Below are 12,270 nucleotides of genomic sequence, written 5' to 3' on the forward strand. Positions count from 1 at the left end.
TCGGCGCACCATAAAAAAGCCCGTCATCAAGACGGGCTTTATCATTTCAAAACAAGCTGTTGTTTAGCTTAAACCTGTGTGCGACCTAAAGAGATCACAACACGTCGGTTCTTATCTTTACCAATTGGCGAGTTATTGTCCGCAATCGGACGACGCTTGCCATAGCCTTGCACTTGGATACGATCTTCTGGCAGGCCTAGAGATTTGAAGTACTCTCTTAACGATTCTGCTCTGCGCTCTGAAAGGTTTTGGCTAATCCCTTTGCTGTCGACAGAGTCGGTGTACGTTGCCACCAGCACAAGGTCGATGTCTTGGTTATAGCGAACGTAATCGGCAATCTGGCTCAGCCTTTTGCGCGACGACTTGTTCAGCTGGTCGCTGTTGCGGTCGTAATGCAAAATAGTGAAAGAGATATCTTCAAAGCTGTAAGGCAGCAGGTTAGCAACACAGTCACTGAACACATTGTATTTTTCTTGGAACAACACCGACGACAACGACACTTCGATACGTTGATCTCGGCTCTGCCACTCTTGGTAGCTGAATGTCGGATAACGCCCTTTCTCCAACTCACTCAAGATGCCCCAAGCTGTTTGACCGCCGACATAGCCGTCAAATTGCTGGAAGAACTTAATGGTTGTCATACGATCAGCACTTTCACCCGGACGCCAAGGTGGCGGCATAGAGATCAAGTTTACATTGCGCGTCGCACCCATTGGACGGCGCATTTTAAGCTCAAAGTCCAAAATGATTTTTTTACTCGCGCGAGATGAGAACTCAGCATCACCAAAGTTTGGAATTGGGTGGACCAAGCGACATTCAAGTGGCGTGTTGGCTACCATCTCCCATGTCGACTGTTGAGGAGATGCTCCGTAACGCTTTTCTTGTGCCATGACCGATGACGACACAAGTAGCGAAAATAGCATTGAACCTGTTATGAGTTGTTTCTTCATAAAGTGGAGTATCTCTTAAGCAATTCGTTTAACAATGCAGCCAATTGCCGCATTTTTCTCTCACGTTTAAATATGCAATTATCAAGCCGCAATGGGTTAGGTAATTTAAGATTTATTGCCCTTCCCTAGTTTTTATCACTGCTATTATCTGCAATAATGCAGCCTTAATCACACTTATTTGGGCTAACATGACTGTAGAAAACGAAGCTCTGACCCTAAAAAAACGCTTTCGCGGCTATTTTCCAGTGGTCATCGACGTGGAAACCGCAGGGTTTAACGCTGAAACCGATGCATTATTAGAAATCTGTGCCATTACATTAAAAATGGATGAGAACGGAGATCTGCACCCTGCATCAACGCTTCATTTTCACATTGAGCCTTTTGAAGGCGCAAATATAGAGCAGGCAGCATTAGACTTTAACGGAATTAAAGACCCATTTAGCCCATTACGTGGTGCTGTGTCGGAACAAGAAGCCCTTAAAGAAATCTACAAGCTAGTGAGAAAAGAACAAAAAGCTTCAGATTGCAGTCGCGCAATCATGGTTGCTCACAACGCTACATTCGATTTGAACTTCGTTAATGCGGCAAGTGAGCGCTGTAAGCTTAAACGCGTCCCTTTCCATCCATTTGCTACTTTTGACACTGCAGCTCTTAGTGGTCTTGCCTACGGTCAAACCGTTTTGGCTAAAGCTTGCCGCACTGCAGGGATGGAATTTGACAACAAAGAAGCACACTCTGCTTTGTATGATACGCAAAAAACCACAGAGTTATTTTGCGGCATTGTAAACAAATGGAAAGCCCTTGGTGGTTGGCCTCTTGTTGACGAAGAATAAAAAATAGAGTCGGTAAACGTTTTTTCGTATTGCCTTCATAAAAAACACAACATCCCGAGAATAATATGAATCCTGTTGTAATTTCAGTTTGCATCATGCTTGTTTTAGCTTTGATGCGCGTAAACGTAGTCGTTGCTCTGACGTTCAGTGCAATTATCGGTGGCGTAGCCTCTGGTATGAGCTTGAACGACGCAGTCGCGGCTTTCGAAAGTGGATTAGGCGGCGGTGCAACGATTGCACTTAGCTACGCTATGCTTGGTACATTCGCTGTTGCTATCTCACGTTCTGGTATCACAGATCTCCTTGCTCAAAGTGTTATCAAACGCATTCACGGCAAGGAGAACAGTGCGGCATCGACTGGTCTTAAATACGGCATGCTTGCGTCGTTGATCTTAGTGACCATGTCTTCGCAAAACGTGATTCCAGTACATATCGCCTTCATCCCAATCTTAATCCCACCTCTACTAGGCGTATTCGCAAAAATGAACCTAGACCGCCGTCTAGTTGCGTGTGTACTTACTTTTGGTCTGATTACACCTTACATGGTGTTACCGATTGGTTTTGGTGGCATCTTCCTAAACAACATCCTGCTTAAAAACCTTCACGACAATGGTCTTGAAAAGGTTGTAGCAAGCCAAGTACCTATGGCAATGTTGTTACCAGCAGCAGGCATGATCTTCGGTCTCCTTACTGCAGTATTCTTTACTTACCGTAAGCCTCGCCAATACAAAGAAACCTCTCACACTGTTGTTTCAACAGAAGTGAAAGAGATCAACAAGAAGCACATCCTAGTAGCAGCAGCTGGTATCGTAGCAGCGCTAACAGTTCAACTGTCGACGGGCTCTATGATCATCGGTGCTCTAGCGGGTTTCATGGTATTTACCTTCGGTGGCGTAATTGCTTGGAAAGAGACACAAGATGTCTTCACCAAGGGCGTTCACATGATGGCAATGATCGGTTTCATCATGATTGCAGCAGCAGGTTTCGCGGCAGTTATGAAGCAAACAGGTGGCGTTGAATCTTTGGTTGAAGCACTTTCAACAAGCATCGGCGACAACAAGCCTCTAGCAGCACTACTTATGCTAATTGTTGGTCTATTGGTTACTATGGGCATTGGTTCTTCGTTCTCTACGATTCCAATCCTTGCAACTATCTACGTTCCACTAGCAGCAGCATTTGGCTTCTCGCCAATGGCAACAATCGCTCTAGTAGGTACAGCTGCTGCACTTGGTGATGCGGGCTCTCCGGCTTCTGACTCAACATTAGGTCCAACGTCTGGTCTAAATGCTGATGGTCAACACGAGCACGTATGGGAAACCGTAGTACCGACGTTCCTGCACTACAACATCCCACTGATCGTATTCGGTTGGATTGCAGCCATGGTTCTGTAATTAGGTTCTGTAGTTAAACAGTCCTACGCTCACTTTTATAAAGACCGCCTCGTGCGGTCTTTTTTGTCTCTGAGATTCATTCTACTCTTCCTTCCGCTCACTCTCATTGAACTAGCGACACCAAACAAAAAAGGCTTACTCTGATGAGTAAGCCTTAGAAATCATTGCGAATACAGATGACTCTCGCTGAATTACGCAGCGGGAGCATTACTCACTAAAATTTCGCGAATAGACTTAAGCGTCGCTTCCGTTGAATGATAATCCAATTCAACTTCACTAAAGATGCCGTTCACTTCAAGCATTAAGGTCGGGTAAGAAAATACACCCATCGCTTCTTTAAAGCCTAGCTGGTCATCTAACTCACTTTCCAATAACTTGCTAGAAAGGTCATTTTCAAACTGTTGAACATTCATACCTAGCTCTTCAGCCAACTGCAAATGTGTGTCTTGGCTATGTGGCAACATCGCACGAAGGTAGTAAGCATGTTTAATCGCTTCAAGCATCGCTTCGTAGTGGTCTTGAAAACCTGCAGCAATCACGGCACGGCACGCAGGGTAAGTACTGCGAACAGGTTGGCACTCTGTCCAAAAATCATGGTTAAACTCAGTACCCAACTTAGCTTCGATCTGCTTCCAAATCGCTTGCAGCTTGCCTTTCATCTCTTCTGACATTGGCTCATCAGAATCCGGGGCCAAACCACCCACTACATAGTTAAACTCAATGCTCGCAGGCAATTGTTGTTTCAATAACTCAAGTGTTGGCTTGTAACCCCAACACCAGCTGCACATTGGATCATGCACATAATGAAGTTTTACGTTCATTGTTCATTCCTTATCGAGTCAATGATTCGATCAATTCAAACAAAAAAGGAGCCTGATTAAGGCCCCTCATTTTAACTATTCAGCGCAAAGGCTAGAACTTATTCAGCGTCATCGCCAGCAACTTTAGCCGCTGCTTCTTTGATGATTGGCTGAAGTTCGCCTTTTTGGAACATCTCAAGAATGATGTCACAACCACCGATTAGCTCACCTTCAACCCAAAGTTGTGGGAAAGTTGGCCACTGTGCGTAAGCAGGAAGCTCTGCACGGATATCAGGGTTTTGTAGGATATCTACGTAAGCAAATTTTTCGCCACATGCCATTAGAGCTTGAGACGCTTGAGAAGAGAAACCACAGCTAGGTAGCTTAGGAGAACCTTTCATGTACAGTAGAATAGTGTTTTCTTCAATTTGCTGTTTGATTTTATCGATAGTTTCCATTGCTTCCTCGTTAATGGATTACGGCTTTTATTGCCTTTATTCTACCCCAAACTAAAAGAATAAAAACCATATAAAAAAAGCGGTTAACAAGCTAAGCTAACAATTCACACAAAAGTAATGAAATAAGCTTTTAATAAAGTAAAAACTTGCTAAACTATATCGCAAGTCAGCAAATTGACCATGGTTGGCAGTATAGCGAGCCATGAATAATAATATCACTGGAAGCAATCGAAAGAGTTAAATCTTTCATATCAATGGAGAATTGAGCAATGGCATTTGAACTACCGGCTCTTCCTTACGCGAAAGACGCGCTAGAACCACACATCTCAGCAGAAACGCTAGATTTCCACCACGGTAAGCACCACAACACTTACGTTGTTAAGCTAAACGGCCTTATCCCAGGTACTGAGTTTGAAGGCAAAACACTAGAAGAGATCGTTAAGACTTCTACTGGTGGTGTTTTCAATAACGCTGCTCAAATCTGGAACCACACGTTCTACTGGCACTGTCTTGCTCCTAAAGCGGGCGGCGAACCAACTGGCGCTGTTGCAGAAGCTATCAACGCTGCATTCGGTTCTTTCGAAGAATTCAAAGCGAAATTCACTGATTCAGCAATCAACAACTTCGGTTCTTCTTGGACTTGGTTAGTTAAGAAAGCTGACGGTTCTCTAGACATCGTTAACACTTCTAACGCTGCTACTCCTCTAACAGAAGAAGGTGTTACTCCACTTCTAACTGTTGACCTATGGGAACACGCTTACTACATCGATTTCCGCAATGTTCGCCCTGACTACATGGCTGCATTCTGGAACCTAGTAAACTGGTCTTTCGTAGAAGAGAACCTAGCTAAGTAATTATTGCTTACGCTGCGCTATTTATAGCGAGTTATCTATTGAAAGCTCATGCCTCGGCGTGAGCTTTTTTGTATCTGTCGTGTTCCACAAAATCTAAACATTTCGTAATAAACCCGCCAATAGCGCTTACTTCTCGAACTATTGATAGCCTTCTTCCCAACCCTACATAAATTCCCTATTTGCCTGTAATTAAACACTAAAGTTTGCCGACTCCATGCCGTTAAAGGTGTATCCAATGAGAGGCGACATGCAAATACATACTTTAGACAAAGCAGGAATCATCAACGAACTGAAGTTCGGCATCGGGATCAGCCAAGCGGTTGAGCAAGGTCGCCGTGCAGATTTCGCGTTGCTGTTATCTATGTTTTCTAATGATGTCCGTGATTGCACGCCAATTGACACCATTGAAATCAAAGAGACAAATGAAGATCGCCTGCGCAAACAATTTGGCGTAGCAGAACCTCAACAACTGCGTTCAAACCAGTCTTCATATGAGATTTCAGCTCAGCAATCTAATCATTTTCATCAAGCTAGCCTTGCCAGCGCCAAACTCAGCCATTACTTGAAACCTGAAGCGCTTGCCTTCATGCCTGAAGATACAGCCGACTTACCCGAAGAGGTTTACCAAAACCTTTCTGGTCATGACCGACGCAAACTCGAAAACAAGCATTTACCTGATTTGCCACATGCCACGCTCTACAATGAGCTAACCACCGCGCAACGTCGGTATCAAATTCAAGCTCAAGTATAGCGATCACCTACCTTTCCCTTTTTCGCTGTCTATCCATAGCTATTCTTCGACTAACTCGCACACTTCAAAGTATTCACACGAATGATATGAACCACTAGCCTTAGGCAACCTAAAAACACCTGATGTCGGTTACCGCTTGAAGTTACTACAAAATGTGACGTGCCACTAAGTTCATAAAAACTTATTAATTGGCACACCTTAGTTTGAACCAATTCACACCCGTTGTATAAATTTTAACCCATCCTTATCCGACATGGACGATTTGTTTAGGTACTGGGATGGAAATAAAAAGCTCAATCATATTGGTGACATCTGCCGGCTCGCGACTGGGGGGGGCGATTGCGAACCACTTTGTTAACCTTGGAGCCACCGTCATCCTTTGTGATAAAGACACGGAAGCACTTAAAGCGACGTATCTACAGTGTGCCCGGTTTTCTGACTCTGTTTACCACTACACGCTCAAAGGCAATGACAGCCAAGCGATTCTCAGCGTATATGATTTTATTCAAACCACCTTCAACACGACACCCGATGTGCTGGTCAATAACTGGATAAGCTCCCCAATGCCTAGCCTAATTGGCGATCAGCCTGTGAGCAGCTTTATTAATGATCTCTCATCGATGGCATCGACCCTGTTCGCATTTGGGCAAATCAGTGCTGAGAGATTGCGAGAGGAAGATAAGGAAGGCGTGATTGTGAATGTGATATCTCATGATGACTTTCACGATGTGTCTGGCTTAGAGAGCGCAAACTCAATGATAACTGGCTTTACCCATAGTTGGGCGAAAGAGCTGACTCCCTTTGGCATTCGAGTCGGTGGCGTTGTTCCCGCCGTTCATAACTCCGATGGCAAGCTCAACCGATGTCACTGGGCGCAGCTGCAAGACGAGCTGACCAGAACAACCGAATACATTGTCTCGAATGACTACTTCAGTGGGCGAGTTGTCGCGGCAGAGGTTTAACTCCCTATTCCAATTGAACATGACTGGCTCAGCTCATATTAAGTAGCAGAGCTATTGCCTCTCAATCCGTTTTACAAACGAACCAAACATAAAAAAAGCCCCAGTCTCTCGACTGGGGCTTTCATCTTTTCCCGATAGATAAGTATCGTGCTAGCGAAAACTTATCTCAAAACTAATGCTTACTTATTATGCGTTAGCTTTTTCTTTTTTAGCTTTTGGCGCTTTCGCTTCAGCTGGCTTTTGGTCTGCTTTCTTAAGGATAACTGTAGTACCTTCGAAAGTTTCGCCTTCAACGTATGGTTGGCCGAAGTAAGAAGTTGTTAGAACTTCTTTTAGCTCAGTGATTAGAGGGTAACGTGGGTTAGCACCTGTACACTGGTCATCGAACGCTTCAACAGCTAGCTCGTCTAGTTTAGCGATGAAGTCAGACTCGTTAACACCCGCAGCTTGGATAGATAGTGGGATATCTAGGTCAACTTTAAGCTCTTCTAACCAAGTCAGTAGACGTTCAATCTTCTGAGCTGTACGGTCACCAGCTTGGCTTAGGCCTAGGTGGTCAGCAACTTCAGCGTAACGACGACGTGCTTGTGGACGGTCGTACTGAGAGAATGCAGTCTGCTTAGTTGGGTTATCGTTCGCGTTGTAACGTACAACGTTTGAGATAAGTAGTGCGTTAGCAAGACCGTGTGGTAGGTGGAACTCAGCACCAATTTTGTGAGCCATTGAGTGACACACACCTAGGAATGCGTTCGCAAATGCTACACCAGCGATAGTTGCTGCGTTGTGTACTTTCTCACGAGCTATTGGGTCAGCCGCACCATTTTTGTAGCTTGATGGTAGGTATTCTTTAAGCATCTTAAGAGCTTGAAGAGCTTGACCGTCTGAGTACTCGTTCGCTAGAACAGATACGTAAGCTTCAAGAGCGTGAGTTACTGCATCGTAACCACCGAACGCTGTTAGAGACTTAGGCATGTTCATTACTAGGTTCGCATCAACGATAGCCATGTTTGGCGTGATTTCGTAATCAGCTAGTGGGTATTTAGCACCAGTCTTGTCGTCAGTAACAACAGCGAATGGAGTAACCTCTGAACCTGTACCTGAAGTTGTAGTGATACATACAAGCTCAGCTTTTTGACCCATTTTAGGGAACTTGTAGATACGTTTACGGATGTCCATAAAGCGCATTGCTAGTTCTTCGAAGTGAGTTTCTGGGTGCTCGTACATAACCCACATGATCTTAGCAGCATCCATTGGAGAACCGCCACCTAGAGCAAGGATTACGTCAGGTTGGAAGCTCTTCATTGCTTCAGCGCCTTTCTCAACAACAGATAGCGTTGGATCCGCTTCTACGTCGAAGAAAGTTTGAACTTCGATGCCTTGTGCTTTAAGCAAGCTAACTACGTCATCTGCGTAACCGTTGTTGAATAGGAAACGGTCAGTTACTAGGAATGCGCGTTTCTTACCTTCTAGGTCGCTCATTGCGATTGGAAGGCTACCACGACGGAAGTAGATAGACTTAGGTAGTTTGTGCCACAACATGTTTTCAGCTCGCTTCGCTACAGTTTTCTTGTTGATAAGGTGCTTAGGACCTACGTTCTCAGAGATAGAGTTACCACCCCATGAACCACAACCTAGAGTTAGAGAAGGTGCAACGTTGAAGTTGTACAGGTCACCGATACCACCGTGAGTAGTCGGGATGTTGATTAGGATACGAGCAGTCTTCATCTTGTCACCGAAGTAACGGATGCGGTCTGCGTTAGTATCTTGGTTAGTGTAAAGACCAGATGTGTGACCGATACCACCGATTTCAACCATAGTTACCGCTTGAGCAACTGCGTCTTCGAAGTCATCTGCGCGGAATAGACCTAGAGTTGGAGATAGTTTCTCGTGAGCGAATTCGTCATCGTAAGAAACTTTACCAAGACCTTCACCTACAAGTACTTTTGTATCAGCAGGAACTTTAACACCAGCCATTTCAGCGATTGCTGGAGCAGGTTGACCTACGATTTTAGCGTTTAGGTTGCCGTCGATAAGCAGAACTTTACGTACTTTATCAGCGTCAGCTTTAGATAGAACGTGAGCTTTGTGAGAAGCGAAACGCTCTTTAACTTCGTCATATACTTCGCTAACTACGATTGCAGCTTGCTCAGAAGCACATACTACGCCGTTATCGAAAGTCTTAGACATAAGGATAGATGCTACAGCACGTTTGATGTCAGCTGTTTCATCGATAACGACAGGAACGTTACCAGCACCAACACCGATAGCAGGCTTACCTGAAGAGTATGCTGCTTTAACCATGCCTGGACCACCAGTAGCAAGGATAAGTGCGATACCGTCGTGCTTCATAAGCGCGTTAGAAAGCTCTACAGATGGTTGGTCGATCCAACCGATGATGTCTCTTGGAGCACCAGCTGCAACAGCTGCGTCTAGAACTAGTTTCGCTGCGTCGTTAGTTGAGTTCTTTGCACGTGGGTGTGGCGAGAAGATGATGCCGTTACGTGTCTTAAGAGAAATTAGAGATTTGAAGATTGCTGTAGAAGTTGGGTTCGTTGTTGGAACGATACCACAGATGATACCTACAGGCTCAGCGATAGTCATTGTGCCTAGGTTGTCATCTTCTTCTAAGATGCCACATGTTTTTTCGTCTTTGTATTTGTTGTAGATAAATTCAGATGCAAAGTGGTTTTTGATAACCTTATCTTCAACAATACCCATTCCAGATTCAGCAACTGCTTGTTGAGCAAGTGGAATACGAGCGTGGTTAGCAGCAAGAGAAGCTGCGCGGAAGATTGCATCTACTTTCTCTTGAGAGAATGTTGCAAACTCTTCTTGTGCTGCTTTAACGCGAGCTACTAGAGCATCAAGTTCCGCTAAGTTAGTTACAGGCATGGTGGATCTCCTAAAATAATAAATATTAAAAACTTTTTATTAAACTCGCTGCTTGCCGTTAACCTTAAACACCAACGTTCTTAGTAAATTGCTTTCAGGGCTGAGTATATTATTTCACTGTGTGAAAAAAATTGACCCAGATCAGTTACCCAAAAAGAATTAACCAGAAAGTAGTAAGGCAATCGCAAAAATGAACTTAAGAGCATGATTCATATAGATTAAACTCACACTTTTCGTTCGCGAAAAAAACAAGCAAACAGACAACTTTTTTCTACATAGCGTAATAAACTGTAAAAAAGTTTCATTTTTAGTCCGTTAAATTACATGTATACAGCTATATTCGTGCTACTGAGAGTATATCCATACCGTTGTACGGGCTAGATTCTGACATAATTTTTATTAATTTCGTGCGTCGGTTAACAGTTACTCAATAATAAATTACAAAATCAAACACTACCAACTAGCTTGCAACAGGCTTAAAACAAAAGTGAGATTCAATTAGTTTTTCTAAAAAGAATCACCCATTTCAAGTTAGTTTTTTTCATTCGCGTAAATCGAGTTTGTCCCTTACATTACGCGCCTAAACTATTCACAGATCAACCCTTCAACCTTAAGTACGCTAACTGGAGATCGCTCTCATGCAAGGCTTAGAACTCGCAATTTTTATGCAATTCTTCCTTGGGCTTGTTGCTGCCGTAAACCCAATCGGCATCATGCCTGTTTTTGTTTCTCTTACTGCTCATATGCCGCCAGAAGAGAGGAACAGGACAGCCTTACAAGCAAACATTGCTGTTGCCGTGATCCTCATTGTCTCTCTTGTTGCGGGGCAAATGCTGCTTGATATGTTTAGTATCTCGCTGGACTCATTCCGTGTTGCAGGTGGTTTACTATTACTGAGCATCGCATTTTCGATGATGAGCGGTAAGCTCGGTGAAGATAAGCAGAACAAACAAGAGAAGTCTGAATACATCAGCAAAGAGCAGATCGGCGTTGTTCCACTTGCTATGCCGCTAATGGCAGGCCCAGGTGCAATCAGCTCGACCATTGTTTATGGTTCTCGCTACCCTGCTGCTATTGATACGGTCGGCATCGGCATTAGCATCATCGCATTCGCAACGTGCTCTTGGCTTTTGTTCCGTTCAGCGCCAGTTATCGTTCGCTTTTTAGGTCAAACGGGTATCAACGTGATCACTCGTATCATGGGTCTGATTCTTGGCGCATTGGGCATCGAGTTCATCGCCAATGGCCTACGTAATCTGTTCCCAGGCTTGGCATAACGTTTAACAACATTTCGGTTGCTCTATAAAGGGCAACAATATTGAAATATAGATGAGGCGAGTAAAGCAATTGGGCTTTCACTCGCCTCGTTATTATGAAGCTTGTATAATGACTGTTAATGCATTTAACAGAAGACGAACCTCTCCTTATGTCACGCAAGCCACTCAAGCATCATTTGTACGTCATTATCTTTGGTACTCACACGCCAGCCGGACGTGCATTTGATATAACTCTGATCGTTGCAATCTTGGCTTCGCTGTTGGTTCTGATCTTAGAATCCATCCCTAATGTGATGACCGAATGGTCACAACAGCTGCGTTATATCGAATACACCTTCACTGCACTCTTCACTCTTGAGTATTTGTTAAGGCTCTATTGCTCCCCAAAGCCAAAATCTTACGCCACCAGTTTTTATGGTGTCGTTGACCTATTGGCGATTCTTCCGACCTACCTAGCAATCATCTTCCCAGGCGCTTCATTTATGGGTGTGGTGAGACTGCTGCGTGTGATGCGTATCTTCCGAATTCTAAAGCTGGTTCGCTACCTGCAAGATTCCAATATTCTGTTGCGCTCACTATTAATGGCACGACGAAAGATAATGATCTTCTTTAGCACCGTCGGCATCTTGGTGGTTATCTTTGGCGCCTTGATCTTTGTTATTGAAGGTCCTGACAATGGCTTCACCAGTATTCCTCACAGTATCTATTGGGCCATCGTGACTATCACTACGGTAGGTTATGGTGACATGGTGCCGCAGACCGCGCTTGGTAAAGCCATAGCATCACTGACCATGCTATTGGGTTACTCTATCTTAGCAGTGCCAACCGGGATCATTACTGCAGAACTCAGTAATGAGATGAACTCGCACAAAGAATTGGTTAAGTGCCCGAACTGTAACCGAGCGGGTCATGATTCAGACGCCATGTATTGCAAGCACTGTGCTAGCGAATTAGCGGATCCAGACAAGCGTGTCGTCACCGACGAGAAATAAAAGCAGACACGAGATTCGAGTAGCGAGATGCGAAGAGATTTAAGGGCAGTTTCGAGGGCCGAATAACGAGGTAGCAATAAACTAAAAAGGGTTGACGTTTGTCGTCAACC

General features: G+C 44.3%; 11 protein-coding genes. 7 read left to right on the forward strand and 4 right to left on the reverse strand.

Going from position 1 to position 12,270, the window contains the following annotated elements; all coding sequences use genetic code 11:
• Positions 1 to 68: 68 nt before the first annotated feature.
• Positions 69 to 950, reverse strand: a complete 882-nt coding sequence (gene motY, locus AB4263_RS06250) for a flagellar protein MotY (RefSeq protein WP_372097899.1) — start codon at positions 948 to 950, stop codon at positions 69 to 71.
• 188 nt (positions 951 to 1,138) lie between these two features.
• Between motY and rnt the strand changes: the two genes are divergently transcribed.
• Both rnt and AB4263_RS06260 read left to right on the forward strand, forming a co-directional pair.
• Positions 1,139 to 1,783: a ribonuclease T gene (rnt, locus tag AB4263_RS06255; RefSeq protein WP_017061178.1), complete on the forward strand. Its 645-nt coding sequence runs from the start codon at positions 1,139 to 1,141 to the stop codon at positions 1,781 to 1,783.
• Between the two features lie 65 nt (positions 1,784 to 1,848).
• On the forward strand, positions 1,849 to 3,174 hold the full coding sequence (locus AB4263_RS06260; protein ID WP_372097901.1) for a Na+/H+ antiporter family protein: 1,326 nt from the start codon (positions 1,849 to 1,851) through the stop codon (positions 3,172 to 3,174).
• A 191-nt stretch (positions 3,175 to 3,365) separates the two neighbouring features.
• Here AB4263_RS06260 and AB4263_RS06265 read toward each other — a convergent pair whose 3' ends face one another.
• Positions 3,366 to 3,995: a DsbA family protein gene (locus AB4263_RS06265; protein ID WP_372097903.1), complete on the reverse strand. Its 630-nt coding sequence runs from the start codon at positions 3,993 to 3,995 to the stop codon at positions 3,366 to 3,368.
• Between the two features lie 98 nt (positions 3,996 to 4,093).
• Positions 4,094 to 4,432: a Grx4 family monothiol glutaredoxin gene (locus tag AB4263_RS06270; protein WP_004741702.1), complete on the reverse strand. Its 339-nt coding sequence runs from the start codon at positions 4,430 to 4,432 to the stop codon at positions 4,094 to 4,096.
• Between the two features lie 269 nt (positions 4,433 to 4,701).
• On the opposite strand from AB4263_RS06270, the gene sodB reads away from it, so the two are divergent.
• The 3 genes from sodB (at position 4,702) to AB4263_RS06285 (ending at position 6,999) form a co-directional block, all read left to right on the forward strand.
• The gene (sodB, locus tag AB4263_RS06275) at positions 4,702 to 5,286 is read left to right on the forward strand and encodes a superoxide dismutase [Fe] (protein WP_004734050.1); all 585 of its coding nucleotides are present in this window, start codon (positions 4,702 to 4,704) and stop codon (positions 5,284 to 5,286) included.
• 247 nt (positions 5,287 to 5,533) lie between these two features.
• Positions 5,534 to 6,037 carry a VC2046/SO_2500 family protein gene (locus AB4263_RS06280; RefSeq protein ID WP_372097904.1) on the forward strand — a complete coding sequence of 168 codons (504 nt, stop codon included), beginning with the start codon at positions 5,534 to 5,536 and terminating at the stop codon, positions 6,035 to 6,037.
• Positions 6,038 to 6,315: 278 nt separating this feature from the next.
• Positions 6,316 to 6,999, forward strand: coding sequence for an SDR family oxidoreductase (locus AB4263_RS06285; protein WP_017061182.1), 684 nt, complete (start codon positions 6,316 to 6,318; stop codon positions 6,997 to 6,999).
• A 186-nt stretch (positions 7,000 to 7,185) separates the two neighbouring features.
• Here AB4263_RS06285 and adhE read toward each other — a convergent pair whose 3' ends face one another.
• On the reverse strand, positions 7,186 to 9,891 hold the full coding sequence (gene adhE / locus AB4263_RS06290) for a bifunctional acetaldehyde-CoA/alcohol dehydrogenase (protein WP_017061183.1): 2,706 nt from the start codon (positions 9,889 to 9,891) through the stop codon (positions 7,186 to 7,188).
• 638 nt (positions 9,892 to 10,529) lie between these two features.
• On the opposite strand from adhE, the gene AB4263_RS06295 reads away from it, so the two are divergent.
• Positions 10,530 to 11,168 (forward strand): YchE family NAAT transporter, encoded by a 639-nt coding sequence (locus tag AB4263_RS06295; RefSeq protein ID WP_004734056.1) that lies wholly within the window; start codon positions 10,530 to 10,532, stop codon positions 11,166 to 11,168.
• Between the two features lie 149 nt (positions 11,169 to 11,317).
• Complete coding sequence (locus AB4263_RS06300) at positions 11,318 to 12,160, forward strand: ion transporter (protein WP_372097979.1); 843 nt, start codon at positions 11,318 to 11,320, stop codon at positions 12,158 to 12,160.
• The last annotated feature ends 110 nt before the right edge of the window (positions 12,161 to 12,270 follow it).

Origin of the sequence: Vibrio sp. 10N.261.55.C5 (assembly GCF_041470505.1) — a bacterium.
In the GTDB taxonomy this organism is placed as follows: Bacteria; Pseudomonadota; Gammaproteobacteria; order Enterobacterales; family Vibrionaceae; genus Vibrio; species Vibrio crassostreae_C.

Coding starts and splice junctions, on each gene's coding strand:
- adhE (WP_017061183.1), bottom strand. CDS start 9,891: ATGCCTGTAACTAACTTAGCGGAACTTGATGCTCTAGTAGCTCGCGTT.
- motY (WP_372097899.1), bottom strand. CDS start 950: ATGAAGAAACAACTCATAACAGGTTCAATGCTATTTTCGCTACTTGTG.
- AB4263_RS06280 (WP_372097904.1), top strand. CDS start 5,534: ATGCAAATACATACTTTAGACAAAGCAGGAATCATCAACGAACTGAAG.
- sodB (WP_004734050.1), top strand. CDS start 4,702: ATGGCATTTGAACTACCGGCTCTTCCTTACGCGAAAGACGCGCTAGAA.
- AB4263_RS06295 (WP_004734056.1), top strand. CDS start 10,530: ATGCAAGGCTTAGAACTCGCAATTTTTATGCAATTCTTCCTTGGGCTT.
- AB4263_RS06300 (WP_372097979.1), top strand. CDS start 11,318: ATGTCACGCAAGCCACTCAAGCATCATTTGTACGTCATTATCTTTGGT.
- AB4263_RS06260 (WP_372097901.1), top strand. CDS start 1,849: ATGAATCCTGTTGTAATTTCAGTTTGCATCATGCTTGTTTTAGCTTTG.
- AB4263_RS06270 (WP_004741702.1), bottom strand. CDS start 4,432: ATGGAAACTATCGATAAAATCAAACAGCAAATTGAAGAAAACACTATT.
- rnt (WP_017061178.1), top strand. CDS start 1,139: ATGACTGTAGAAAACGAAGCTCTGACCCTAAAAAAACGCTTTCGCGGC.
- AB4263_RS06285 (WP_017061182.1), top strand. CDS start 6,316: ATGGAAATAAAAAGCTCAATCATATTGGTGACATCTGCCGGCTCGCGA.
- AB4263_RS06265 (WP_372097903.1), bottom strand. CDS start 3,995: ATGAACGTAAAACTTCATTATGTGCATGATCCAATGTGCAGCTGGTGT.